This is a genomic window from Arthrobacter sp. 05L428 (assembly GCF_056397665.1).
The window spans coordinates 141,577-167,563 of sequence record NZ_JBFTNW010000007.1 but is presented as its reverse complement, the minus strand read 5'-3'; the positions used below and the strand labels follow the sequence as shown (position 1 = coordinate 167,563).

Below are 25,987 nucleotides of genomic sequence, written 5' to 3'. Positions count from 1 at the left end.
ACGCCGGATTCCTCACAGGATCGGCAGGCTGCCGGTGCTGGGGTGCGCCTGGCCGGGCAGCGGCCGAGCGAACGGCACCTTGGTCCCGAGGACCTGCGCGACGACGTCGTGGGTGATCTGCTGGGCGGTCAGCCCGACCCGCTCCAGCACCTGGCTGCGGCTCCCGTGGTCCAGGAACTCCACCGGGAGGCCCACCTCGTTGAGGGCCGTGTCCACGCCGGCGGCCCGCATTTCCTGGCGGATCCGGGAGCCGACGCCGCCGGCCCGGACGCCGTCCTCGATGCAGATCACGAGGCGGTGGTGCGAGGCGAGGGCGATGACCGACTGGGGCACGGGAAGGACCCAGCGCGGGTCCACCACGGTGGAGCTGATGCCCTGGGCGCCGAGCCGGTTCGACACGTCCAGCGCGAGTTCGGACATGGCGCCGACGCTGACAATCAGCACGTCGTTGTCGCTGGATCCGGCCGGGCGGCGGGCCAGCACGTCGACGCCGTCGCTGAGCCGTTCGAGGGCTTCGACTTCCGCGCCGACGGTGCCCTTGGAGTAGCGGATGACGGTGGGTGCGTCTTCGACGGCCACGGCCTCGCGCAGTTCCTCGCGCAGCCGGGAGGCGTCACGCGGCGCGGCGAGGTGCAGGCCGGGGACGATCTGGACCATCGCCATGTCCCACATGCCGTGGTGGCTGGCGCCGTCGGGGCCGGTGACGCCGGCCCGGTCCAGCACCACCGTGACGCCGGCCTTGTGCAGGGCGACATCCATCAGCAGCTGGTCGAAGGCGCGGTTGAGGAAGGTCGCGTAGACGGCCACCACGGGGTGAAGCCCGCCGAAGGCCATGCCGGCGGCGGAGGTGAGGGCGTGCTGTTCGGCGATGCCGACGTCGAACACGCGCTCCGGGTGGCGGGCGGCGAACTTGTGCAGCCCGACCGGGATCAGCATGGCGCCGGTGATGCCGACGATGTCCTTGCGTTCGTCGGCGATGTCGGCGATCTCGTCGGCGAAGACGGACGTCCAGGACTTGGCCCCGCCGGCCTCGGTTGGCTCACCGGTTTCCGGGTCGATGATGCCGACGGCGTGGAACTGGTCCGCCTCGTGCGCGCGGGCCGGGGCGTAGCCGTGGCCCTTTTCGGTCATGGCGTGGACGATCACGGGGCCGGCATAGTTCTTGGCCGTGGACAGCGCGTTCTCCATGGCTTGGAGGTTGTGACCGTCCACCGGGCCGATGTACTTCATGCCGAGGTCCTCGAACATGCCCTGTGGGGCCCACCAGTCCTTGATGCCCTTCTTCATGGCATGCAGGCTCTTGTAGGTGAACTGGCCCGCCGGGCCGCCGCTCTGCAGCCGCTTCTTCCACCAGTCCAGGGCGCCCTCGTAGGCGGGGGCGGCACGGAGCGAATCGATGGTGGGGCGCAGCGAGGCGAGGTAGTCGGCGACGCCGCCGACGGTCGGGGCGTAGGAGCGGCCGTTGTCGTTCACCACGATCACGACGCGGCGCTTCTTGTCCGCGGCGATGTTGTTGATCGCTTCCCAGGCCATGCCGCCGGTCAGGGCGCCGTCACCGACGACGGCGATCACGTAGCGGTCGCCGTCGCCGGTCAGCTGCCGGGCGCGGGAGATGCCGTCGGCCCAGGACAGCGAGGAGGACGCGTGCGAGCTTTCGACGATGTCGTGCTCGGATTCTGCCCGGTCCGGGTAGCCGGACAGGCCGCCCTGCTGGCGGAGCGTGCTGAAGTCCTGGCGCCCAGTGAGGAGCTTGTGCACGTAGGACTGGTGGCCGGTGTCGAAGACGATGCTGTCGCGGGGGGAATCGAAGATCCGGTGCACCGCGATGGTGAGTTCAACGACGCCAAGGTTCGGCCCGAGGTGGCCTCCCGTCTGGGAGACGTTGCCGATCAGGAATTCCCTGACCTCGGCGGCCAGCTGGTCCAGCTGCGCCTGGGACAACTTGCTCAGGTCCTGCGGACTCCGGATGGTCTCCAAAATTCCCAACGGCCCCTCCTCCGGGTAGTAGACATGCCTTTTAACTCTAACGCCTCGGAACCGGGCCGGGTGCCGGTGGTCCCGGGAACGCGAAAGCCCCGGTCCGTCAGGGACGGGCCGGGGCTTTCGGGTGGTGTTGCCTGGCTGCCGCTAGCTAGCGGAGATCTGGCGCAGCACGTACTGCAGGATGCCGCCGTTGCGGTAGTAGTCGGCTTCACCCGGGGTATCGATGCGCAGGACCGCATCGAAGGAGGTGGTGGAGCCGTCTTCGGCCGTCGCGGTGACCGTAAGGGTCTTCGGCGTGGTGCCTTCGTTGAGCGCGGTGACGCCGGAGACCGCGAAGGTCTCCGTGCCGGTCAGGCCCAGGCTGGCGGCGTTCTGGCCGGCCGGGTACTGCAGCGGCAGGACGCCCATGCCGATCAGGTTCGAGCGGTGGATGCGCTCGTAGCTCTCGGCGATGACAGCCTTGACGCCCAGCAGTGCGGTGCCCTTGGCGGCCCAGTCACGGGACGAGCCGGAGCCGTATTCCTTGCCGGCCAGGACGACCAGCGGGGTGCCGGCGGCCTGGTAGTTCTGCGCGGCGTCGTAGACGTAGGCCTGCGGGGCGTCGGCCTGCGTGAAGTCGCGCGTGAAGCCGCCCTCGACGCCGTCGAGGAGCTGGTTCTTGATCCGGATGTTGGCGAAGGTGCCGCGGATCATGACTTCGTGGTTGCCACGGCGTGAGCCGTAGGAGTTGAAGTCCTTGCGCTCCACGCCGTTGGCCAGCAGGTACTGGCCGGCCGGGGTGTCCGACTTGAAGGAACCGGCCGGGGAGATGTGGTCCGTGGTGACCGAGTCGCCGAGCTTGAGCAGCACGCGCGCTCCGGTGATGTCCTGGACCGGCTCCGGCTTGGCCTTCATGCCCTCGAAGTACGGGGGCTTCCGGACGTAGGTGGACTTCTCATCCCAGGCGAAGGTGTCGCCGGCCGGGGTGTCGAGTGCCTTCCAGCGGTCGTCGCCGTCGAAGACGCCCTCGTAGCCACGGGCGAACATGCCCTTGTCGATCGAGGAGTCGATGACCTGCTGGACCTCGACCGGGTTCGGCCAGATGTCCTTCAGGAAGATGTCGTTGCCGGCTTCGTCCTGGCCCAGCGCGTCGTTCTCGAAGTCGAAGTCCATGGTGCCGGCCAGGGCGTACGCGATGACCAGCGGCGGGGAGGCCAGGTAGTTCATCTTGACGTCCGGGTTGATCCGGCCTTCGAAGTTGCGGTTACCGGAGAGGACTGCGGTGACGGAAAGGTCGTTGGCCTGGATGGCCTCCGAGATTTCGGCGTCGAGCGGACCGGAGTTACCGATGCAGGTCGCGCAGCCGTAGCCGACGATGTAGAAGCCCAGCTTCTCCAGGTACGGGGTCAGGCCCGACTTGTTGTAGTAGTCGGTGACGACCTTGGACCCGGGGGCCACGGAGGTCTTGACCCAGGGCTTCGAGGTGAGGCCCTTGTCCACGGCGTTGCGGGCCAGCAGGGCGGCGGCCAGCATCACGGACGGGTTGGACGTGTTGGTGCAGGAGGTGATCGAGGCGATCGACACCGCACCGTGGTCCAGCTCGAACTCGCGGCCGTCGGCGGTCTTGACGGCCACGGTCTTGGACGGGCGGCCGTTGGACTTCGGACCGTGCGCGTGCGGCGCCTGGTCCGTGAGGTGGGTCGCCGAGGCGGTGAACGACGGCGAGTCGGAAGCCGGGAAGCTTTCGTCGATCGCTTCGTCCAGGCTGCCGTCCGCGAGCTCTTCCTTCACGTAGTTGCGCAGGTCCTCGCGGAACTGTGCCTTGGACTCGGTGAGGATGATGCGGTCCTGCGGGCGCTTCGGGCCGGAGATCGACGGGACAACCGTCGACAGGTCCAGCTCAAGGTACTCGGAGAACTTGATCTCGCGGGAGGGATCGTGCCAGAGGCCCTGTTCCTTCGCGTAGGACTCCACGAGGGCCACGTTCTCGTCCGAGCGGCCGGTGAGGCGCAGGTAGTCGAGCGTGACGTCGTCGATCGGGAACATTGCGGCGGTGGAGCCGAACTCGGGGCTCATGTTGCCGATGGTGGCGCGGTTGGCCAGCGGCACAGCCGCGACGCCTTCGCCGTAGAACTCCACGAACTTGCCGACCACGCCGTGCTGGCGCAGCTGCTCGGTGATGGTGAGCACGACGTCGGTGGCGGTGGCGCCGGCCGGGATGGACCCGGTCAGCTTGAAGCCGACGACGCGGGGAATCAGCATGGAGACGGGCTGGCCGAGCATGGCAGCCTCGGCCTCGATGCCGCCGACGCCCCAGCCGAGCACGCCCAGGCCGTTGACCATGGTGGTGTGCGAGTCGGTGCCGACGCAGGTGTCCGGGTAGGCACGGACGACGCCGTCGATTTCGCGGGTCATGACGGTGCGGGCCAGGTATTCGATGTTGACCTGGTGCACGATGCCGGTTCCCGGCGGGACGACCTTGAAGTCGTCGAACGCGGTCTGGCCCCAACGCAGGAACTGGTACCGCTCACCGTTGCGCTGGTACTCGATCTCCATATTGCGCTCCAGTGCGCCGGAGTTGCCGAAGGCGTCGATCTGGACGGAGTGGTCGATGACCATTTCCGCCGGCGCCAGCGGGTTGACCCGCTTGGGGTCGCCGCCGAGTTCCTTCACAGCCTCGCGCATGGTGGCGAGGTCGACAACGCAGGGCACGCCAGTGAAGTCCTGCATGATCACGCGCGCCGGCGTGAACTGGATTTCAGTGTCGGGCTCGGCGTTGGGGTCCCAACCGGCCAGTGCTCGGACGTGATCGGCCGTGATGTTGGCGCCGTCCTCGGTCCTCAACAGGTTTTCAAGCAATACCTTGAGGCTGAACGGAAGGTTTTCTGCACCTTCAACGGAGTTCAACCGGAAAATTTCGTATTCGGTACCGGCTACATTAAGTTTGCCTTTTGAACCGAAGCTGTCCACAATGCTCATCGCAGGACTCCTCTCGCAACAGTTTCATCTTTGTCGCGCCGCAGACCCCTTGCTAGTTAGGGCAGCCTAACTAGGACATGTGTAGTGAAACTCATTTCAGGGACTGCAGTGCGCGAGGTCGGACTACTTCGCCCATCCTAGTGGCCTTAGCCCCGGGGAGTCAGTAACGCCACAGTCTCCATGTGGTGGGTGTGCGGGTACAGGTCGAAGGCACGCAGCTCCCCGAGTGCCCAGCCGGCCTGCTGGAAGTAGCCCACGTCGCGGGCAAATGACGCCGGATCGCAGGAGACGTAGGCGATCGCCCGGGGGCCGGCCGCGACCAGCTGGTTGACCACGGCCTTGCCGGCGCCGGCCCGGGGCGGGTCAAGTACCAGGGCGTCGAAGTTGCGCGGCTTCTGCCGCAGCACGCGCTCCACTTTCCCCTGCACGATTTCGACCTGGGATGCGCCGTGCAGGTTCTTGCGGGCATCCCGGCTGGTGCCGGGCGCCCCTTCCACGGACAGCACGGAGCCGGTGACGCCGACGGCGTCGGCGAGGGGTGCGGTGAAGAGCCCCGCGCCGGCGTAAAGGTCCGCCACGACTGCCCCGGCGGCCAGGTAGCCGCCGTCGTGCAGGAAGCCGGTGACGGCCCCCACCAGGGTGTCCGGGGCGTCGCGGTGGATCTGCCAGAAGCCGTCGCCGGTGACCCGGTACTCGTGGCCGGCCGCCGTTTCCTGCACCCAGGTGCGGCCCCGCAACTGCGTCACCTCGCCCGTGCCCGGGTCCACCCGCGCCACCGAGACGTCGTCCGGCAGTTGGGCCAGGACGGCGCTGAGCCGCTTGGCCCGGGTTCCGGCCGAGGGCACCAGGAGCACCAGCGGCCGCGACCCGTTGGCAGGAGCTGCGACGTCAATCCGTTCAATCCCCTGCAGGTCGATGTCCCAGAGTTTCAGGGCGTTGATGCCCTCGACGGCCAGCGGCATCTCACGGACCGGGAACACGGCGTCGGAGCGGTGCGCATGCATGCCGAGCTTGCCTCCCGGCGTCACGGCGAAACCTGCGCGGGTGCGCCAGGCCAGGCCGGTCGCCGCGCCGGTGGCCGCCTCCCCCACAGCCTCGACCGTGACGGGCACGTCGACGCCGGCCAGGCGGTGCAGCTGCTCGGCCAGCACCTCGGATTTGAGGCTGCGCTGGCGGTCCAGCGAGATGTGGCCCAGCTCGGCGCCGCCGACGGGAGGGTGGCCGTGGGACCAGGACCGCTGCGCGTCGGCCGCGTGCCAGAAGTGCTCCACCCGGTCCGGGGAGGCCTCCAGCACCTCAACGACGTCGGCGCGCCAGAACTTGGCGGACTCGCCCTCGTCGGTGAGCCGGATCCGGACTTTCTCGCCGGGGATGCCGTGACGGACAAAGATCACGCGGCCCTCGTGCCGGGCCACGCAGTGGCCGCCGTGCGCGACGGGGCCGACGTCGACGACGAGCTCGGTGCGGGCGGGCGTCGTGGTGTCGGTGCTCATTGGATATCCTGCAGTCTCTTGGCTTCCTCGGACGATTTCAGCTGCCACGGCACGCTCGCAACCATGACGCCGGGCTCGAAGTGCAGCCGCGTCTTGATCCGCAGCGCCGTCTGGTTGTGGACCAGCTGCTCCCACCACTTGCCGACGACGTATTCGGGGATGTAGACGACGATCAGGTCGCGCGGCGAGTCGCGCCGCATGTTCTTGATGTACTCCATGATCGGCGTGACCGTTTCGCGGAACGGGCTGGCCAGCACCGTCAGCGGCACCGGGATTTCCAGTTTCTCCCAATCCGCCAGGGTCTGTTCGGTCTCCTCCGGGCTGATGTCCACCGTGATGGCGTCCAGCCGGGAGGGCCGCGAGGCACGGGCGTAGGCCAGCGCCCGGAGCACGGGCTTGCGGACGTGCGAGACGAGCAGCACGGCATGCACCCGGGTGGGCAGCGCCCGGGGCGAGGAATCCTCGTCCACGGCGAGTTCCTTGGCCACGTTGTCGTAGTGGGCCCGGATGCTCCACATGATCAGGAACAGGATGAACATGGCCAGCAGCGCTATCCAGGCGCCCTGCTCGAACTTGGTGATCAGCACGATCACCAGGACCAGGCCGGTCATGCCGAAGCCGATCGTGTTGATGGTGCGGGACTTGACCATCCGCAGCTTGGTGGCCGGGTCCTTGGCGAGCTTCAGCTCGCGTCCCCAGTGCCGGATCATGCCGAGCTGGCTCAGCGTGAAGGAGATGAAAACGCCCACGATGTAGAGCTGGATCAGCTTGGTGACGTCGGCGTTGAACGCGATGATCAGCACCAGCGCGCCGGCGGCCAGCGCCAGCACACCGTTGCTGAACGCGAGCCGGTCCCCGCGGGTGCGGAGCTGGCGGGGCAGGTAGCCGTCCTGGGCAAGGATCGAGCCAAGGACCGGGAAGCCATTGAAGGCGGTATTGGAGGCGAACACCAGGATCACGCCGGTGGCGGCGACCACGATGTAGAAGGGGATGGAACCGGCGCCGAAGACGGTCTGAGCGATCTGGCTGATGGCCGGGTTCTGGATGTAGTCCTCGTCCACCGGCTTGCCGTTGAGCAAAAACTCCTTCGCCGGGTCCAGCACGATGTGGACCTTGGTGGCGTTGGCCAGATAGATGATGCCGGCCAGCATGGAGGCCGCTATCACGCCGAGCAGCAGCAGCGTGGTGGCTGCGTTCTTGCTCTTGGGCTTCCGGAAGTTCGGCACGCCGTTGCTGATGGCCTCCACGCCGGTGAGGGCCGCGGCGCCGGAGGAGAACGCACGGAGCAGCAGGAACGCCCCGGTGAGCCCGACCAGTCCCTCGTCGAAGCCGGGGGCCGGGACGATCTGGAACTCGGCCGACGGCGCCTGGCCGAGCTGGCCGGTGGCGGCCTGGAAGACGCCGACGGCGGTCATGCCGAGGATTGAGAACATAAAGATGTAGGTGGGCACCGCGAAGACACTGCCGGCTTCGCGGATGCCGCGCAGGTTCACGAGGGCCAGGATTACGACGCCGATCGTGGCGATCGCTGCCTGCTGGCCGTGCAGCGAGGGGACGGCGGTGGTCAGGTAGGCGGCGGCCGAGGACATCGACACCGCGACGGTGAGCACGTAGTCCACCAGCAGGGCCGAGGCGACGGTGAGGCCGGCGTACTTGCCCAGGTTTTCGTTTGCGATCTCGTAGTCGCCGCCGCCGGAGGGGTAAGCGTGCACGTTCTGGCGGTAGGAGGCCACCACTGTGAGCAGCACCACCATGACGGCGAGCCCCACCCAGGGGGAAAACGCCACCGCGCTGACGCCGGCCAACGCCAGGGTCAACAGGATTTCGTCCGGCGCGTAGGCCACCGAGGACAGCGCGTCGGAGGCGAAAATGGGGAGCGCGATCCGCTTCGGCAGCAGGGTGTGGGCCAGACGGTCGTTCCGGAAGGGCCTGCCTACCAGCACCCGCTTCACGGCATTGAAAATTGTCAGCACCAGACAAAGCTAGTCTGATTCGGACGCGATGTCATGACGGCGAAGCCTGCCTGCGGGCAGGCGCCCGGCCGCACCGCCGTCGGACCGGCTCCGGGGCCCCGGTGGCCGGTAGAGTTTTACGCAGCAACAGACACAGAAGCTTGAGGAGGCACGTGTGGCGCACTTCGTGATCATGGGTTGTGGCCGTGTCGGGGCAACCCTGGCGCACACACTGGAGGACGCCGGCCATTCGGTCGCGATCATCGACCAGGACGACCGTGCGTTCCGCCGGCTCCGGACCGGTTTCTCCGGCCGCAAGGTCACCGGCGTCGGCTTTGACCGGGAAACCCTCAAGCAGGCCGGGGTCGAGGAGGCCTACGCCTTCGCTGCCGTGTCCAGCGGCGACAACTCCAACATCCTGGCCACCCGGGTGGCCCGCGAGACGTTCCACGTTCCGCACGTCGTGGCGCGGATCTACGATCCGGGCCGCGCGGAGATCTACCAGCGCCTCGGCATCCCCACGGTCGCGGCGGTGCGCTGGAGCGCGGACCAGGTGCTCCGGCGGATCCTTCCGGAACAGCACCTCGCCGGTGATTTCCGCGACCCCTCCGGCCGGCTGGTGCTGGCCGAGGTGGACGTGGACTCCGGCTGGATCGGCCACCCGGTGTCAGCGCTTGAGAAGGCCGCCGACATCCGCGTCGCCTACCTCACGCGCTTCGGCGAGGGCATCCTCCCCGGGCCCGGAACCTCGTACCAGGACGGCGACACCGTCCACGCCATGCTCAGCGTGGACCGCACCTCCGAGGTCGCCCACATTCTTGCCAAGTCCCCCGCCAAGGAGTCCTAAGTGAAAGTTGTCATCGTCGGGGCGGGCAGCGTCGGTTCCTCGATCGCCCGTGAATTGCTGGCCCACAAGCACGAGATCCTGCTGATCGACCTCAAGCCCGAGGTGATCGGCCGCAGCGGGCTGCGCGGCGCGCACTGGCTGGTCGGCGATGCCTGCGAGCTCAGCACCCTCAAGGACGCCCGGCTGGAGGACGCCGACGTCGTGGTCTCCGCGACGGGCGACGACAAGGTGAACCTTGTGGTCTCGCTGCTGGCCAAGACGGAGTTCGGTGTGGGACGGACCGTCGGCCGGGTGAACAACCCGAAGAACGACTGGATGTTCGATGATTCCTGGGGCGTCGACGTCGCGGTGAACACCCCGCAGCTGATGACAGCCCTCGTGGAAGAGGCCGTGGAGATCGGCGACCTGGTCCGCCTGCTCACCCTGCAGACCGGGGTGTCCTCGCTGGTGGAGTTCACGGTGCCGCATGATTCGCACGTGATTGGCCTGACCGTGGGCGACATCGACTGGCCGGAGGATGCGACCCTGGTGGCGATCCTGCGCGACCAGGCGCCCATCACGCCGAGCCGGGACGACGTGATCGACGGCGGCGACGAGCTGTTCTTCGTCACCACCATCGTTGCCGAGGACGGGCTGCGGGCCCTGCTCTCGGCCCCGGAGTCCGAGGTCGAGTCAGCCGGTGAACCTTCGAGCGCCGGCCAGCACCCGGTCAACGCGGACCTGCATGGCCGCGAGACCCAGCCCGCCGGCGACGACGGCTTCGACGGCTGAACCGCCCAACTGGCTCGCAGTTGTTGTCGTTTTGACCGCTCAAAACGACAACAACTGCGGGTTAGTCGGCTTCGCTCGGCTGGTCAGCCGGGGCCGGCGCGGGACGGGTGAGCAGCCAGGCGACCCACATGCCCAGGATGTACAGCGGCGCGCCCATGATGAGCCTGGTGGTGGCGAGGCCTGCGAGGCCCTGCTCCCCCATTAGGTACAGCGGGACCTGCACGATCAGGCGCAGGGCCAGGACCGAAATGATCACCCAGGTGCCGATCCGGTAGGCCTTCACCCGGGCCGGATGCTTGCGCCAGTCCAGGCCCTCGTTCCGGATGAAACCGAACAGCAGCCCGGCGAAGGGCCAGCGCACCGCGATGGAGATCGACATCGCAAGGATGTAGCCGAGGTTGGTGAAGAAGCCCAGGACGTAGAAGTCCTCGGCCTTGCCCGTCGAGTTCGCCAGCCAGGCTGATAGCCCGACGCCGACAATGCCGGCCAGCGCCTGCGTCAGCGGCTTGCGCTGGATCAGCCGGGCGACGGTAAACGCCGCGGCCACCGCCAGCGCGGCGATCAGGGCCAGCGGAAGTTCACGGGTCACGGTGAAGGCGATCAGGAACACCAGCCCCGGAAGGATGCTTTCGGCGATGCCCTGGACACCGCCGGCGCTCTTGAGCACGTCGATGTTGCCGTTGCTGGTGCGGTGCAGTCCCGCCTTCGCCGCGTAGCCTTCGGCGAGCTGGGCCACCGAGGGCTGCTGGTCTTCGGGCGTGCTCATTGTTCCTCCAGGCGGGAAAGTATTTCGTAGCGCGGATTAAACATGGTGGGCAGCCCGTCCCGGACAGTGACCATGCCCTCGAGCCGTAGCTCCAGGCCGGCCTTCACGCCGGGGATGCGGCGCCGTCCCAGCCAGATCACGCGGAGCCGGTCGGCGGCCGCGGCAGGCCGCTTGCGCCGGACGCCGGGCTGGCCGGCTTGGGCGGCCTGGACCCCAGAAGCGGCCGGCCGCGCCTTGGCCGGCGGGGCGTCATGGTCGGTGACGATGGCTGTGAAAGCTGCCACCTCGCTGGCCGGGGCATAGGTCACAGATTCAATGAAGCCGCGGCACAGCACACGTCCGCGCTCGGGCAGCCCCCGCACGGGGACAGCTGCGGCAGCTTTCTTGCCGGCGGCATCAACCAATCTGGGTAATCTCCGGTCCGCGCTCGGGTTGCTCGAACTCCGGGGCACCCTGCGGTGCCGCGACGCCGGAGTCCCGGGGAAGGCGGAGCTGAAGCAGCTCGCGCGGCGGCATGGGGCTCTCGCCCCGCACCACGACGATCTGGCGGAACAGTTCCTCGAGTCCGGCGGCGGCGTCGCGGTCCAGTGCGGCGTCTCCGCCGAGGACACCGCGGAGGAACCAGCGGGGGCCGTCGACGCCGATGAACCGAGCCACCCGATAGCCCTCGCTGCCGTCGCCGGCAGGCAGCTTGGCGACGAGCTCGATGCCGAAGTGGCCCTCAATCTCCTCAACCTGGCCGCCCTGGCTGCCCACGGACTGGCCGATCTGCTCACGGATTTCGTCCCAGAGGCCTTCGGAGCGGGGCGCGGCGAAGGCCTGCAGCTGCAGGCTCGAACCTTCCAGGTCCATGGTGACGGCCACGACGCGCTGGGTGGCTTCCTCGACCTCAAGGCGGAGCTGCAGCCCTTCGCGCGGGGCAATCAACAGGGCGCCGAGGTCGACGTAGCCGTCCTGGTTGTCGATGTCCGCGACGTCATGGGGACCGGCGCTCCGCAGGGCGCCAGCCGTGCCCTCGGCGGGCGCGCCGGCGTCAACAGCTGCGTCCTCCCGGGTGTCGCCGGTGTCCGTCAACTGCTCCTGCTTGGCTTTCCTGCCACGCCCAAAAACCATGGTGTTGTCTCCTTAGTTGTGATCCTGTGCCAGGCGCTCGGCCTCGGGACAGGGAACAGATGCGTCAAACGGGCGGGGCTCAGGCCCCGGGGGCGCCGAAACCGCCGGTGGAGCCGAAGCCGCCGGCGCCGCGGACCGAATCGCTGAGCTCCTGGACGGGCACGAACTCCGCGTACTCCACGCGCTGGATGACCATTTGTGCAATTCTATCGCCGCGGCGCAGTTCAATCGCCTCGTCGCGGTCAGTATTCAGCAGAGTCACGGCAATCTCCCCGCGGTAGCCCGCGTCCACCGTGCCGGGTGCGTTCACCACGGTCAGGCCGTGCTTGGTGGCCAGGCCGGAACGGGGGTGGATCAAGGCGACAAAGCCGTCAGGAAGCGCGATGGACACCCCGGTGGGCACCAGCCGCCGCTCCCCCGGCCCGAGCACGACGTCCTCGCGGGCACGCAGGTCCGCGCCGGCGTCGCCCGGGTGGGCGTACGACGGCGGCTGCAGGCCGTCGTCGAGCATCTTCAGCTGCACCGTCAGGGTGGGGGCTCCGTAGGCCGGAAGGCCGCTGGCCGAGGGGTCTGCCGCCGGGGTATTCACGGCAGTGGTTTCTTCAGTCACAGTTCCCCACTGTAACGCCCGCGGGGAGGATAGACCTACCGCGCCGCCGCCCCCGGTGTCCGCGGGCGGCGGCCTGGCGGCCAAGGTGAAATGGCCCGGGAAAAGTGGAAAGCTGGGCTCATGCCCGAATCCAGCGCAGCCATGCCGGCCTCCAACAGCACCCCCAACGACGCCACCGTCCTGTTCAGCGAAAAGCTTTGGCCGAATTTCTGGATCTGGCTGGTGGCTGCCGGGCTGGCCGCGGCCGGCATCCTGGTGTTCGCGCCGATCAGTATGGCCGCCGGCATCACCGCCGCCGTCGTGCTCTTCACGATCCTGGCGGTGTTGCTGATCGTGTCCACGCCGTCCATCACGGTGACGGCCGCAACGCTGCGCGTGGGCCGGGCGACGATTGAACGCCGTTTCGTCGGCGAGGCCACGGCCTTCCGCGGCGCGGAGGCGACGGCGGAGCGCGGCACCCGGCTCAACGGCCTCGCCTTCATGTGCATCCGCGGCTGGATCGACCCGGTGGTCCGCATCGAGATCACCGACCCCTCGGACCGCACCCCGTATTGGCTGGCGTCCACGCGGCACCCCGACGAGCTCGTCACGGCGCTGTCGCGCTAACAACCCCGGCTAACAACAGCCCGGGCCGGTCCCAGGCCGGCAGGAGGGCGGCGGCCCTTAGCCCTCGCAGTCCTTGCAGTACTTCAGGCCGTCCTTTTCGCGGGCGATCTGCGAACGGTGGCGGACCAGGAAGCAGGAGGCACAGGTGAATTCGTCTGCCTGGGCGGGCAGCACCCGGACCAGCAGCTCCTCGCCGGACAGGTCGGCGCCCGGGAGTTCGTAGCCTTCGGCGAGGTCGGTTTCGTCTTCATCGACCACCGCGGAAGGCTTGTCCGTACGCCGCGACTTCAGTTCCTCGATGGAGTCCTCGTTGAGGTCTTCCTCAGTCTTGCGCGGCGCATCGTAGTCTGTCGCCATTAGTTGTTGCTCACACTCCGCATTCGTTGGGTTGGTCCGCCTCCGCCGCACCGGCGGGGCTGGTAGCCCCCGCCCCGGTCCGGGTTCGGTTCACCGATGTCAACGCCGGACAATCGCTTTTTGTGCCCGATGTCGGGTCATTTTTGCCCAAACCCCTGCCGAGCGCCAGAGGCCAGTGGTCCGGCGGCGGCGCCGTCCGCTCCGGACGGCCCCCATCCGGCGGAAAGTCGCGGAAAATCACGGCGCGCCCTCCCTCCTAACCCGAATTGGGACCCAACGGTGGCAGAGTTTCGAATGTTAGTAATGCCAGGGTGGAGGATTTGTATGCAGGATCTACGGCTTGTAGGCGTCCACGACGACGGGGAGCATCTCCTGTTGAGTGGCACCGGCGGCGAGATGTTCCAGCTGCCGATCGATGAGGCTCTTCGGGCGGCTGCGAGCCGGACGCCGGCGAGGGCTGCTTCCGGCGGGGGCGCGGAGCCCATTGCCATGTCCCCCCGCGATATCCAGGCCAGGATCCGCAGCGGTGCGACCGCCGCGGAGGTGGCCGCTCTTTCCGGCATTCCGCTGGCCAAGGTGCAGCGGTACGAGGGCCCCGTGCTGGCCGAACGCGAGTACGTCGCCCAGCAGGCACGCAAAATCGAAGTGGCCTCCCCTTCCGCGGGTCACGACAGCTACCGTTCCTTCTTCGGCGACCAGCCAGCGACCTTGGACGACATGGTCATGCACCGGCTGCGGGCCCATGGAATCGAGCCTTCAACGGTGGAATGGGACTCCTGGCGACGCCCGGACGGCAGCTGGAACGTGGTGGCCCGTTTCGATGCACAGCCCGGCGCCCACGCCGCGATCGGTGAAGAGCCGCCGGCCATGTGGACGTTCAGCCCGGCGCGCAAGTCGTTGCAGAACGCCAACCGCTGGGCCCAGCAGCTCAGCGAACTCGAGCCGATGGACGGCCCTGTCCCGGCCCGCCGCCTCTCGGCGGTTTCGGACCGGCCCTTTGATTTCGAGACCGATGCGGAAGCCGCGGCACGCAGTGCCACGGCGCAGCTCAGCATCGTTCAGCAGCACGGAGTTCAGCAGGAGAAGGACGCCGACGGGCTGCTGGACATGCTCCGTTCCCGCCGCGGGCAGCGTCTCGGCCTGGATGAAGACGCCGACGACGCCCTGGCGCTGCTGCTGACAAACGGTGTTCCCGCCGCCCACCCGCGGCCGTCCGAGGTTCCGTCGCTGAACGAGACCGAAGACGACGTGGTGGAGGTTGAGGCGCCCCGGGAGGACGAGCCGGCAGAGGAAGCAACCCCGCCCGCGGCGTCAGCCGAACCGCATTCGATTCCCAACCCCGACGCCCTGACCCGACGCCGGGACGCCCGGCCGTCCATGCTCTCCCGCTTGAGCCTGGCGCCACGGCACCAGGACAATAGCGAAGACGACGCGCTGAAGCTTCACGACGGGGTCAGCACCGAGACCCGCGAGATCACCATCGCGGCCTCGCAGCTGCGCCCGGTACGCACCGGCCCCACGTCCAGCCCCGGGCTGGATGAGCTCCTGGGCGGCGGACCGTCCCGGCGGGCGCAGAACGAGTCATCAGCGGTATCCCGCAGCGACGCCTCCCGGACCGAAGCCTCCCGGAACGAAGCCTCCCGGAACGAAGCCTCCCGGAACGAACGTGAGCCCGAAACGCCGGAGCGCCAGCCCTCCAAGCCCAAGCGCTCCAGTGTGCCCAGCTGGGACGAAATCGTCTTCGGCACCCGCAGCGACTAGGGTCTCCGCCCCGCCAGGGACCAAATCAGCGGCGCGGAGCTTTGTTGGCGGCCTTCCCGGCGGCCTTGGGCCCACCCGGCTTTCCTTCCGCGGCGAAGCACAGCAGCGGTATTTCGCGCTCCGCTTTGGTCAGCGAGCCGTGCTGCCCCACCACCTCCAGCGCCCTGGCCTGGACCCTGCGGGTGTCGTAGAACGCCAGCGCGTCGCGGGCAGCGATCATGATGTCGCCGATCCGCGGCCCGACCGGGCCCCGGACCTCGCCGAAGAGTCCTGCAGCCACGGCCTCTTCCCGGGTGAAGGCCCAGATCCGGTCACCGAAACGGGCCTGCCAGGCCTCCAGTAGCCGCAGCCGGCCGGCGTCGCCGGCTCCATCCTCCAGGTAGAGGTGGACCATGCGCGGCTCCCCAGCCGTGTGCCGGACGCCTGCGATGAGGTCCGGCTCGGCGGAGTAGTCGATCCGCTGCGATTCCGGCACGTCGAGCATCCCGTGGTCACCGGTGACCAGTACGGTGGTGCCGGCGGGGAGGGTGGCATTGAGCCGGCGGACGGTCGCGTCGAGCTCTTCGAGCTGGTGTTCCCACTGCGGCGACTGGCAGCCGTAACGGTGCCCTGCCTTGTCCAGTTCGTGGACGTAGAAGTACATCAGCGAGCTGTTCGCCCCGGCCATGGCTTCCGCCGCGGCCGCGGTCCGGGCGTGCGAGGTGGTCCCGGCCAGGAAGCGCCCGCCCCGCAGCGCGGCCTGGGTCATGGCAGAGTCGCTGAACCGCGGCAGGGCGACAGTGCTCACGTCGACATGCCCGGCGGCCCGCTCGAACACAGTGGGCAGGGGCTGCCATAGCTGAGGGTCGACGCCGTCGTCCCAGTTGCCCAGCATGTTGACCACCCGGTCCTGGTCCGGGTCCAGCACGTCGTAGCCGACCATCCCATGCTGCCCGGCGGGCAGCCCGGTCCCGAAACTGGCCAGCGACGCGGCCGTGGTGGAGGGGAAGGCCGCATCGAGCCACACCGGCACGGCTCCCTGGCCGGCCTGCAGCACCGAGCGCAGGAACGGGGTGTGGGCGATCTTCTGCTTGAGCAGCTGCCGGCCGAGGCCATCGGCCAGGACGACGCAGACGTGCTTTGCCGAAGGGAGGTTCAGCCGGTTCTGGAAACCGGGGACGCCGAGGCTGGCCGCGGCGCTGCTGAGCACCTCCGCGATGGAACGTTCCCCATAGGCCGGGGACGCGGGCATCCCGGCGGGGCCGCCGGGAGCACGGACGGACGCCTGCGGCGAAGGCAGCGGGGACCCGGAGGCGCGGACCGGCACCATCTCAGCGTTGGTGGCCGCGGCTAAGGCGGTTTCCGAAGACGCCGGTACGGGGGCGCGGCGGAAGCGTGGGGACACCGTGCGGCGCGGGGGCCGTGGAGCCGGTGTTCACGGCCCGGAGTGCGCGGGCGAAGAGCTTCGCGTCCTGGACAGCCTGCAGGCCGTCGGCTTCGGCGCTGATCCGCAGCACGATGTCCTCCTGCGCGATGGTGCCGCTGTAGCCGTGGTCGGCTTCGCACTGCGGGTCACCGCAGCTGGCGGGGCCCATGTCGAGGCGCTGGCCGCCGGACCAGGCGATCGAGAGGGTCAGCTCACGGACCGGGTCCGAGGGCTTGTAGTCCTGCGGCTGGGCGTAGACGTAGCTGAGCACCACCGAGCGGATCTGCGTGACGGGGACGGACTCGGTGGAAACCTGGGCGACGATCTGCTCGCCGGCCTCGTCGAGCTGCTGGTCGTCCACATGGGTGATCACCAGCATGTCCTCGGTCAGCACGAGCACGGTGATGTGCCGGCGCACTTCGGCACGGTCAAAGTGGGTCTCGAGGTGGACCAGGTGGGCCACGCAGTCGCGGCCGTCCAGGGCGTCGGCGACGACGTCGGCGACCAGGCGGGGGTAGAAGCCTGCCTGCTGGAGGGCGCCGTCCAGGCTTTGGCCCTGCGCGCTGTGGTCGTGCAGGCCATGGTGCGGGGAGCCGTGGCGGCCGGAGACGGACGCCTGGGGCTGGGATGCTGGAGGCTGGGAACTCATGACTCCCATTTTCACAGATCGGCTGGGGACATGCTAACTGCGCATGGCCCGCCTGGCCGTGTCCGTGCGCTGGGCGGCGTTGGCAATCCGGACGTCGGCGGCCAGGATCACGGCGCCGTCTGGTCCGGCCAGCACCGGGTTGAACTCCACCAGGGCGATCTCGGGGTGGTTGTCCTTGAGCCGGGTCAGCCGGGCCGCCAGGTCCTCGAGCGCGGCAGCGTCGACGGCGGGCAGGCCCTGGTAGCCGAAGAGTTTGCGCGACGCGCGGGGCGCGCGGATGAAGTCGTGCACGTCGGAGCCGGAGAGCGGCGGCACACGGTGGGCCCAGTCATCGAGGAGGTTCACGGCGTCGCCGGCCAGCCCGAAGGACACCACCGGGCCCAGCAGCGGGTCCTCGATGGCGCGGAAGGTGCAGGCCTGCCCCACCGGGGCCATCGACTGGACCTCGAGGGACGGTGAGCCGTAGCGCTGCAGTGATTTGCGCATCTGGGCGATGTTGCGGCGCAGCGAGTCGGCGTCCTGGATGTCCAGGCGTACCCCGCCAAGGTCGAGGCGGTGCCGCAGCGCCGGGTCCGTGGTCTTCAGCGCCACCGGCCAGCCGAGCCGCTCCGCCGCGGCGACGGCGTCGTCTTCCGACTCGAAGCCCTCCGAGGGCAGCACCCGGATGCCGTAGCGGCCCAGCAGCTTCGCGGCGGACGGAGGGTCCAACCGGACCAGCTGCTCGCCACTCACGGGCCGGAGCAGCTCCTCCAGGTCCTCGTGGGCGCCCTCCGGGTCGCAGCCTTCGGGCTCCACAAACAGCCCTTGGTCGCGGACCACCCAGTGGGCGTAGCGCACCACCGCGGCGAGGGCGGCGACGGCGGCCCCGGGGTTGGAGTAGCAGGGCACCCCGGCGGCCGGTTCCGCAGCTGTGGCTTCCGCGGCGGCTCCCGCGGCCGCGGATCCCGCGCCGGCTTCGGCGGGAGCGCCGACCATGCCCTCGACGTAGATGGACGGGTCAAGAAGGCCGGTGAACGCGGCAACCACAGGCTTCCCGGCGGCCGCCGAGCACTCGGCCAGCACCGCGCCGATCTTTTCGACGGTCAGCCCCCGGGCCGGCAACAGCGCGACCACGACGGCGTGCACCGAGTCGACGGTCAGGGTCTCCTGCAGGCTGCGGCGTAGTGCCGGCAGCGACTTGGACATGCCGGCGTCCAGGTCGACGTCGGCCACGATGCGCTCCACGCCGAGACCGGCCGCGGTGGCCCGGTCGGCCACCACCTTGCCGAGCGCGCTTGAGTTGCTGAACACGGCCACGCCGGGCCCCTTCGGCAGCGGCTGGCTGGAGACGATCTGGGCGACGTCCATCAGCTCTTCAATGGTCTCCACCCGGATCACGCCGGCCTGCCGCATCATGGCGTCCAGGGCCTCGGGCGGCGCCTGCGTGGTGCGCACGGCGTGGCCGGGAGGCAGGTTCAGGCCCATCGCATCGGACTTGGCCACGATCACCGGCTTGGTCCGCGCGAGCCGCCGGGCCAGCCGGGAGAACTTGCGCGGGTTGCCGATCGATTCGAGGTAGAGCCCGACGGCGGTGGTGTCGGCGTCGTCCTCCCAGAACTGCATCATGTCGTTGCCGGACACGTCGGCGCGGTTCCCGGCGGAGAGGAAGGTGGAGATGCCCACCCGGCGGCGGCTGGAGGCGGCGTAGAGCGAGACGCCGATCGCCGCGGACTGGCTGAACAGGCCGAGGCCGCCGCGGCGCGCCAGCGAGGGAGCCATCGAAGCGTTGAGGGACACGGCGGGGTTGGTGTTGACGATGCCCAGCGAGGCCGGGCCGATCACGCGCATGCCGTTGGCGCGGGCCTGGCGGACCAGGTCGCGCTGCCGGGCGAGGCCGCGTTCGCCGTCGTCCGCGTAGCCGGCGGTGGCCACCACGATCCCCTTGACCCCGGCTTCCCCGCACTCCTGGACCACCTTGGGCACCTCGTCATACGGGACCGCGATGATGGCGAGCTTGACCGGTCCGGGGACCTCGGAGAGCTTGGCGAAGGAGAGCATGCCGGCCAGTTCCAGGGCCTCGGGGTTGATCGCGTAGACCGGGCCGGTGAAGCCGCCCTCGATGATGTGTTCCAGCAGCTGGTAGCCGACGGTGCCCCATTTGCGGCTGGCACCGATGACGGCCACCGAGGACGGGGCGAGCAGTTCCTGGATGCTGCGGGCCTCGGCGCGGTGTTCGCGGGACTCCATCACGGCCCGGGACTTGTCCGTGGGGTCGATGTTGAACTCGAGGCTCACGACGCCGTCGTCGAAGTGCCGTTTGACGTCGTAACCGGCGTCGGAGAAGACCATCAGCATCTTGCGGTTCTCCGGCAGCACCTCGGCGCTGAACTTGCGGATGCCGTTTTCGCGGGCCGCGGCGGCGAGGTGTTCGAGCAGGATGGAGCCGATCCCGCGGCCCTGGTGCGCGTCGGCGATGTTGAACGCCACCTCCGCCTCTTCCGGGTCGTCGAGCCGGTCGTAGCGGCCGATGCCCATGATTTCGCCGCCGATGGTGATCACCAGGGCCACCCGGTCCTTGTAGTCGACCTCGGTGAAGCGCTTGAGTTCCTTGGCGGACAGCTTGGACTTGAAGGCGAAGAAGCGCATGTAGATCGACTTCTGCGACTGGCCCACATGGAAGGCCTGCACCGCGTCGGAGTCGGCGGGGTGGATGGGGCGCAGGTGCGCTGTCCCGCCGTCGCGCAGCACGACATCGGCTTCCCAATGTTCCGGATATACGCCGTCCGCGGGCTGATCCACCATAGGCTTAGCCTAGCCATAAACTTGAGCTGCCCGCCGTCATCGCGCCTCAACAGCCACGCAAGTCCAACGCACCATCAACTGAGTAACCCGTAGAAGGACCCACCAGCCTCATGGCACGCCGCCAAACCACGCCCCCGGCAGGGGAATCCCCGGACTTCATCGAGAACATCGTCGACATCGACGTCACTTCCGAAATGGAAGGCTCGTTCCTGGAGTACGCCTATTCGGTCATCTACTCCCGGGCCCTGCCCGACGCCCGCGACGGCCTCAAACCCGTGCAGCGGCGCATCCTGTACATGATGAGCGAGATGGGTCTGCGCCCCGACCGCGGACACGTCAAGAGCGCCCGCGTGGTAGGCGAAGTGATGGGCAAGCTGCACCCGCACGGCGACACCGCGATCTACGACGCCATGGTTCGGATGGCGCAGGACTTCTCCCTGCGGCTGCCCCTGATCGACGGCCACGGCAACTTCGGCTCGCTCGACGACGGCCCGGCCGCCCCGCGCTACACCGAGGCCCGGCTGGCGGCGGCGGCGCTGACCATGACGGACCACCTCGACGAAGACGTGGTGGACTTCGTCCCGAACTACGACAACCAGCTCACCCAGCCCGACGTGCTCCCGGCCGCGTTCCCGAACCTTCTGGTCAACGGCGCCACCGGCATCGCCGTCGGCATGGCCACCAACATGGCCCCGCACAACCTGGGTGAAGTGGTGGCGGCGGCGCGGCACCTGATCGCGCATCCGGACGCCTCGCTCGAGGACATCATGAAGTTCGTCCCGGGCCCCGACCTGCCCACCGGCGGCCGGATCGTAGGCCTGGACGGCATCCGCGACGCCTACGCCACCGGCCGCGGCTCCTTCAAGACCCGGGCCAAGGTCGACGTCGAACAGCTCTCGGCGCGCCGCACCGGCCTCGTGGTCACGGAGCTGCCGTACATGGTGGGCCCGGAGAAGGTGATCGAGAAGATCAAGGACGCGGTCAACGGCAAGAAGCTGACCGGCATCAGCGACATCGTGGACCTCACCGACCGCAAGCACGGGCTGCGGCTCGTGATCGAGCTGAAGAACGGCTTCAACCCGAACGCGGTGCTCCAGCAGCTTTACCGCTTCACGCCGATGGAGGATTCCTTCGGCATCAACAACGTCACGCTCGTCGACGGCCAGCCGCAGACCCTGGGCCTGCTGGAGCTGCTCTCCGTCTACGTGAACCACCGCATCAACGTGGTCCGCCGCCGCACCTCCTTCCGCTTGGGCAAGAAGAAGGACCGCCTGCACCTGGTCGAGGGCATGCTCATCGCGATCGTGGACATCGACGAGGTCATCCAGATCATCCGCTCCTCGGACGAGGCCGCCGCGGCCCGCACCCGGCTGATGTCCATCTACGATCTCTCCGAGATCCAGGCCAACTACATCCTGGAGCTGCGGCTCCGTCAGCTGACCAAGTACTCCCGGATCGAGCTGGAGAAGGAACAGGAGGAGCTGCGCCGCGAGATCGCGGAACTCCAGGCCATTCTGGACTCCCCCGAGCTGCTGCGCGGGCTGGTTTCCGACGAGCTCGGCGAACTCGCCGACAAGTACGGCACGCCGCGACGGACCGTGCTGCTCGAATCCGAGGCCGTCTCCCCCACGGTGGCCGCCGCCGTCGCCGCCGCACCCGGCGCCAAGGGCAAGGCCGCGCCGCTGGCCCTGGAGATCGCGGACGACCCCTGCTGGGCCATCCTCACGGCCTCCGGCCAGATCGCCCGCACGGCCAACCAGGACAGCCTCGCCGAGTCGGGCCCGCGGGCCAAGCACGACGTGTTCCGCTCCGTGGTCAGGACCTCCGCTCGCGGCGAGATTGCCGCGGTCACGTCGCAGGGCCGGATGCTGCGGCTCCAGGTGATGGACATGCCGGTGCTGCCGCCCACCTCGGGCACCCCCAACATGGCCGGCGGCGTCCCCGCCAAGGACTTCATCACGCTGCTCAAGGGCGAAACCCTCGTGGCCTTCGCGCCGCTGGATCAGGTCCTTGCGATCGGAACCGCGCAGGGCGTGGTCAAACGCGTCCAGCCGGACTACCCGTTGAACCGCGAGGACTGGGAAGTGATCGCGCTCAAGGACAAGGACACCGTGGTGGGCGTCGAGCCCGCCGCCGCCGACGACGTCGAGCTGGTCTTCGTGACGCGCCAGGCCCAGCTGTTGCACTTCAGCGCCTCCGCGGTCCGGCCGCAGGGCCGCACCGCCGGCGGTATGGCCGGGATCAAGCTGGCTGCCGGTGACCGGGTGCTGCACTTCGGCACGGCGCGCCCAGACGACGACGCCGCCGTGGTGGTCACCATCGCCGGCACCGAGGGCGCGCTGCCGGGCACCGCCCCGGGCGCCGCCAAGGTCACGGCGCTGGCGGAGTACCCGGCCAAGGGCCGCGGCACGGCCGGTGTCCGCGCGCACCGCTTCCTCAAGGGCGAGGACACCCTGCTCCTCGCCTGGGCCGGTCACGGCCCGGCGAAGGCATCCTCGCTGGCCGGGGTGGCCCGCTCGCTTCCGGGCGAGCACGGCCGCCGCGACGGCTCCGGCATTCCGCTGTCCCAGGCCATAGACGCGATCGGTCCGAGCATGGCCTGGGCCGAGGAAGAAGCGGCGCCGGAGGCCTAGGCGGGCCGTCAGACCGGGCGTCCGGTGCCGTGCGGGCCGGCGCAAGCTTCCAGGTCCACTCTTTCGCCACGAATGGCCGCTAACTTGCCCGGCTTAGCGGCCATTTCTGGCAAACGGCCGGGCGCAATCAGTTGCGAACCCGCATTGTGGCGGAGCCAGCCCGCGGGGACCATGGTGGCACCCGAGTTCTCGACTTCGAGGTGAGGTGCCACTGCCGGCAGTGGCTGCAAAAGTAGGCACCGGTTGGCGACTTTCGTCCCCGCGTCGAAGCGATTCTTTGGATGGCACGAAGGGCCAGCTCCGCAGACCCGAGTGTTGGATAGGGAATTTTCGAGCAAACGGACATTGGTGTAGGTCCTGAATTGCGGCGAACTCGGCACGCTCTATGTCGTGCCCGGTTCGAGGGTGCACACCCCTATCGATGTTTGGCCCACGGCTGGAACAGAAGGCTAATATCCTTCAGGTTCCACTTGCGTGAATCCTACCCCCGCCTGGATTCGACCGTAAGGACACACTGGATGAGGCAACGGGACAACTTGTCAGTATGTCCCTATTGAACGCTGCGCCCTGCATTCCGTACTGGACCGTGGGGCCCGCGGGCGATTGCGTGTGGCAAGTCCACCCCGTGAGGCAAGTTGTGGGCAGTGTGCAATAGTGTTCCCCTAAAACAACATTCCGGGGGGCGAATGGCACGGAAAATGATCTTGTTTCTGACCTGCGTGATTCTTTCCGTTGCTTGGTACTTAGCTGTAGGCGCGTTTGACCGACTTATCATGTCTCACGATCATCAGACATTCTCGCAGTACTGCTATTCCGAGCATCTGCCTGCCGACACGGTGCACAACCCCGAGGGATTCCCGTCTGCGCCCGGAGGAACTTACGAGTTCGTCCCGCTCGGAGTGGAGTGCACTTTCGTCATGGTCGATGGAACGATAGCTGACTCCTTTTACGTCAGGTACTACCCGATGGTTCTTGCGGTCATCCCTGGGACCGCAACCTTGATTTGGGGCGCTCGAATCGCCTGGATTCACCTCCACCCACGCAGAGCACAGGTCGGCAGTCAGACATAGCTCGGACCTAGGCACAGTGAAGTGCATGATGCTCCATCGACAAAAAACTCCGAGCATGGATGGACGCTAGCTGTGCTGCTCAGGGTGTCCCTGTTCGGGTGACTGATCCCCGCGACTGACCCCGGGCCGCCGCCATGAGCGGCCAACCGGGGTCATCTGGCGGGTCCTACATCCCCGAGTTGATGTTTAGAATGTTGCCTTCGCTGTCCAGGAACCATGCAGCGGTGCTGCCGTCCGGCAGCGTGGCGATGCCGTCTTCGGTCTTCAGGCCCGGGAAGTCGTAGTCCTCGAAGACGACCCCCGCCGCGCGGAGCTCGGCGACGGTGGCCGGCACATCGGGGACCATCCATCCCATCTGGGTATTCTTGGCCGAACCGGCGTTTTGCGTCTGGTACACCAGGAATCTGCTGCCGGCGCCGCACGTGTACATCAGGTTGTCCTCGGCATCCGGGTTATCCGGTTCGAGTCCGAGTTTGTCGCGGTAGAAACCCCGCGCACGGGCGAGGTCCGCGGCCGGCAGGACGGCGCCGACCGGGTGGTCTTTGAGCATGGCTATGTTCCTTTCCAGGCCCTTCCCCCGGAACGCATCCTACTCCTTCGCCTAGACTGCAGACATGCCTATCGTGCCCGATCAAAAAGACTGGACCTGGGTGCTGTCACGGCCGTGCCCCGAGTGCGGTTTCGACATCTCCGCCTGCACCCCCGCCACGGCGCCGGGACGGGTCGCCAGCATGCTGCCGCGCTGGCGCGCCGTGCTGCGGCGCCCGGATGCCGCCGTCCGCCCATACGGGAACACCTGGTCGGCGCTGGAGTACGCCTGCCACGTCCGGGACGTCTTTACCCTTTTCGACCACCGCCTCGACCTGATGCTGACCCAGGACGACGCCCGCTTCGAGGACTGGGACCAGGACCGGACCGCGGTGGAGCAGGACTACGCGGGAGCCGACCCCGCCGAGGTGAGCGCCGAGCTGACGGCCGAAGGCGAGCAAATCGCCGCGTCCTTCGGCCGCGTCCCGGAGCAGGACTGGGGCCGCAAGGGCACCCGCAGCAACGGCTCGGAATTCACGGTGCTGAGCTTCGCGCAGTATTTCCTGCACGACGTCGTGCACCACCTCCACGATGTGGATGGATAGCGTGTGGATGGCTGACGTGCCGGGGACTGTCTAGAGTTCCTTGTCCCAGGCCATGCTGCGGTTGACCGTGCGGTATCCCATCTTGGTGTAGAGCGCCAGGGCTCCCGTGGGGTTCTCCGAGTCGACATCGAGCGAGGCCTTGTCCATTCCCGCCGCGGCAAAGCGGCGCATGGCGTCGGCCAGCAGCGCCTGGGCGACGCCCCGGCCGCGGAACTCGCGGCGCACTCCGAGCAGGTCGGTGTAGCCCTCCTTGAAGCCGCGGTCCGCCGCGCCCTCGGCATCGTGGCTGGCGAGCTGGTAGCCAGCCACCCTCCCGCTGGAAGTCTCCACGACGACGGCGCTGAGGTCCGGCCGGGCCTGCGGATCGTTCACCACAAAACCCCAAGCCTCTTCGTCGCGGGGTTCGCTGCCCCAGTGGTCCCTGAAGGCGTCATTATGGGCCTGACGCACGGCCTCGTGCAGCCCCGGCCCAAAACCCACCAGTTCCAGGCCGCCGTCCAGGACAGCCTCGGGAATGGCCTGGTCCAGCGGCCGGTGCATTTCGTTGTAGTAGCGGACAACCCGGTAGCCGCGATTGCCGAAGAGCGCCGCCTGATGAGCATGCTGTTCTTCCATGTAGAGGCGCAGTTTTGGCACGGCCGGCCGTGCCGCCGGGTCCACGGAGTCCGCAATCTCTTTCGAAACTTCGGCGAACCGCTGCCGGGTCCGCGCTTCCAGCCAGGCCAGCAGCCCGGTTCCGACGCCGCTGCCCTGCCACCCGGGCTCCACGCAGCCGTAGCCGACGGCCTTGTCCCCGTCGGCGTTTTTCGTGAGCCTGGCGTAGGCCCGTGCGACCCCCTGGCCGTCGAAGCCGAGGATGCTGTTCGTGGCCGCCGGGTTCGTCCGGGAGTCCAGGATCTGGGTCAGGTCCGCGCGCCGCTCGAACCAGACGGGCCGCTCGACGGCGGCCGTCCGGGCAATCAGGGCGGCCCAGTCGTCAAGCTCGGCGGCGCCGGCGGGCCTCCACGTCAGGCGGCGGTCCAGGCCGGCCTGCGGGTCGGTGCGTCCGTTCATGGCTTACAGGCTAGTGCCGGCACTACTTCCGCGCCAGCACCGGCGC

General features: G+C 68.4%; 20 protein-coding genes. 6 read left to right on the top strand and 14 right to left on the bottom strand.

Annotated elements, in window-relative coordinates; all coding sequences use genetic code 11:
* Positions 1-12: 12 nt before the first annotated feature.
* The 4 genes from dxs to AC1DH3_RS13630 all read right to left on the bottom strand — a co-directional run bounded on the left by dxs (position 13) and on the right by AC1DH3_RS13630 (position 8,407).
* Entirely contained in the window at positions 13-1,986 is a 1,974-nt protein-coding gene (gene dxs, locus AC1DH3_RS13645) for a 1-deoxy-D-xylulose-5-phosphate synthase (protein WP_476892719.1), read from the bottom strand.
* 141 nt (positions 1,987-2,127) lie between these two features.
* Positions 2,128-4,941, bottom strand: coding sequence for an aconitate hydratase (locus AC1DH3_RS13640; protein WP_441418822.1), 2,814 nt, complete (start codon positions 4,939-4,941; stop codon positions 2,128-2,130).
* A 146-nt stretch (positions 4,942-5,087) separates the two neighbouring features.
* Positions 5,088-6,434, bottom strand: a complete 1,347-nt coding sequence (locus AC1DH3_RS13635) for a class I SAM-dependent RNA methyltransferase (protein WP_476909533.1) — start codon at positions 6,432-6,434, stop codon at positions 5,088-5,090.
* Positions 6,431-8,407, bottom strand: coding sequence for an APC family permease (locus AC1DH3_RS13630; protein WP_441418824.1), 1,977 nt, complete (start codon positions 8,405-8,407; stop codon positions 6,431-6,433). Before AC1DH3_RS13630 ends, AC1DH3_RS13635 begins: the two co-directional genes overlap by 4 nt.
* A 154-nt stretch (positions 8,408-8,561) precedes the next feature.
* Here AC1DH3_RS13630 and AC1DH3_RS13625 point away from each other — a divergent pair, with 154 nt between their 5' ends.
* Both AC1DH3_RS13625 and AC1DH3_RS13620 read left to right on the top strand, forming a co-directional pair.
* Positions 8,562-9,233 (top strand): potassium channel family protein, encoded by a 672-nt coding sequence (locus AC1DH3_RS13625; RefSeq protein WP_441418825.1) that lies wholly within the window; start codon positions 8,562-8,564, stop codon positions 9,231-9,233.
* The gene (locus AC1DH3_RS13620; RefSeq protein WP_441418826.1) at positions 9,234-10,004 is read left to right on the top strand and encodes a potassium channel family protein; all 771 of its coding nucleotides are present in this window, start codon (positions 9,234-9,236) and stop codon (positions 10,002-10,004) included. It abuts the gene before it with no gap.
* Positions 10,005-10,065: 61 nt separating this feature from the next.
* Here the strand turns inward: AC1DH3_RS13620 and AC1DH3_RS13615 are convergent, their stop codons facing one another.
* The 4 genes from AC1DH3_RS13615 to dut form a co-directional block, all read right to left on the bottom strand.
* Positions 10,066-10,770, bottom strand: coding sequence for a DUF3159 domain-containing protein (locus tag AC1DH3_RS13615; protein ID WP_441418827.1), 705 nt, complete (start codon positions 10,768-10,770; stop codon positions 10,066-10,068).
* Positions 10,767-11,174 (bottom strand): hypothetical protein, encoded by a 408-nt coding sequence (locus tag AC1DH3_RS13610; protein WP_476892721.1) that lies wholly within the window; start codon positions 11,172-11,174, stop codon positions 10,767-10,769. The genes AC1DH3_RS13615 and AC1DH3_RS13610 overlap by 4 nt, the downstream gene beginning before the upstream one ends.
* A complete protein-coding gene (locus AC1DH3_RS13605; RefSeq protein WP_476892722.1) occupies positions 11,167-11,883 on the bottom strand; it encodes a DUF3710 domain-containing protein in 717 nt (238 codons plus the stop codon). The genes AC1DH3_RS13610 and AC1DH3_RS13605 overlap by 8 nt, the downstream gene beginning before the upstream one ends.
* A gap of 79 nt (positions 11,884-11,962) precedes the next feature.
* Positions 11,963-12,493 (bottom strand): dUTP diphosphatase, encoded by a 531-nt coding sequence (dut, locus tag AC1DH3_RS13600; RefSeq protein ID WP_476892723.1) that lies wholly within the window; start codon positions 12,491-12,493, stop codon positions 11,963-11,965.
* A 120-nt stretch (positions 12,494-12,613) separates the two neighbouring features.
* On the opposite strand from dut, the gene AC1DH3_RS13595 reads away from it, so the two are divergent.
* Complete coding sequence (locus tag AC1DH3_RS13595) at positions 12,614-13,099, top strand: DUF3093 domain-containing protein (protein WP_476892724.1); 486 nt, start codon at positions 12,614-12,616, stop codon at positions 13,097-13,099.
* 57 nt (positions 13,100-13,156) lie between these two features.
* Here the strand turns inward: AC1DH3_RS13595 and AC1DH3_RS13590 are convergent, their stop codons facing one another.
* Positions 13,157-13,456, bottom strand: a complete 300-nt coding sequence (locus AC1DH3_RS13590; RefSeq protein WP_138769577.1) for a DUF4193 domain-containing protein — start codon at positions 13,454-13,456, stop codon at positions 13,157-13,159.
* Positions 13,457-13,780: 324 nt separating this feature from the next.
* On the opposite strand from AC1DH3_RS13590, the gene sepH reads away from it, so the two are divergent.
* Complete coding sequence (gene sepH, locus AC1DH3_RS13585) at positions 13,781-15,217, top strand: septation protein SepH (RefSeq protein ID WP_476909532.1); 1,437 nt, start codon at positions 13,781-13,783, stop codon at positions 15,215-15,217.
* Positions 15,218-15,242: 25 nt separating this feature from the next.
* Here sepH and AC1DH3_RS13580 read toward each other — a convergent pair whose 3' ends face one another.
* The 3 genes from AC1DH3_RS13580 to AC1DH3_RS13570 all read right to left on the bottom strand — a co-directional run bounded on the left by AC1DH3_RS13580 (position 15,243) and on the right by AC1DH3_RS13570 (position 20,052).
* Positions 15,243-16,448 (bottom strand): alkaline phosphatase family protein, encoded by a 1,206-nt coding sequence (locus AC1DH3_RS13580; protein WP_476909559.1) that lies wholly within the window; start codon positions 16,446-16,448, stop codon positions 15,243-15,245.
* 79 nt (positions 16,449-16,527) lie between these two features.
* A complete protein-coding gene (locus AC1DH3_RS13575; RefSeq protein WP_476892726.1) occupies positions 16,528-17,271 on the bottom strand; it encodes a DUF5998 family protein in 744 nt (247 codons plus the stop codon).
* 33 nt (positions 17,272-17,304) lie between these two features.
* Positions 17,305-20,052 (bottom strand): bifunctional acetate--CoA ligase family protein/GNAT family N-acetyltransferase, encoded by a 2,748-nt coding sequence (locus AC1DH3_RS13570; protein WP_476909531.1) that lies wholly within the window; start codon positions 20,050-20,052, stop codon positions 17,305-17,307.
* A gap of 110 nt (positions 20,053-20,162) precedes the next feature.
* Between AC1DH3_RS13570 and AC1DH3_RS13565 the strand changes: the two genes are divergently transcribed.
* A complete protein-coding gene (locus tag AC1DH3_RS13565) occupies positions 20,163-22,685 on the top strand; it encodes a DNA gyrase/topoisomerase IV subunit A (protein ID WP_476909530.1) in 2,523 nt (840 codons plus the stop codon).
* Between the two features lie 1,236 nt (positions 22,686-23,921).
* Here AC1DH3_RS13565 and AC1DH3_RS13560 read toward each other — a convergent pair.
* Positions 23,922-24,305, bottom strand: coding sequence for a VOC family protein (locus AC1DH3_RS13560; protein WP_441418836.1), 384 nt, complete (start codon positions 24,303-24,305; stop codon positions 23,922-23,924).
* 64 nt (positions 24,306-24,369) lie between these two features.
* Here AC1DH3_RS13560 and AC1DH3_RS13555 point away from each other — a divergent pair, with 64 nt between their 5' ends.
* Positions 24,370-24,888: a DinB family protein gene (locus tag AC1DH3_RS13555; protein WP_476909529.1), complete on the top strand. Its 519-nt coding sequence runs from the start codon at positions 24,370-24,372 to the stop codon at positions 24,886-24,888.
* A gap of 30 nt (positions 24,889-24,918) precedes the next feature.
* Here the strand turns inward: AC1DH3_RS13555 and AC1DH3_RS13550 are convergent, their stop codons facing one another.
* Positions 24,919-25,941, bottom strand: coding sequence for a GNAT family N-acetyltransferase (locus AC1DH3_RS13550; protein ID WP_476909528.1), 1,023 nt, complete (start codon positions 25,939-25,941; stop codon positions 24,919-24,921).
* Between the last annotated feature and the right edge of the window lie 46 nt (positions 25,942-25,987).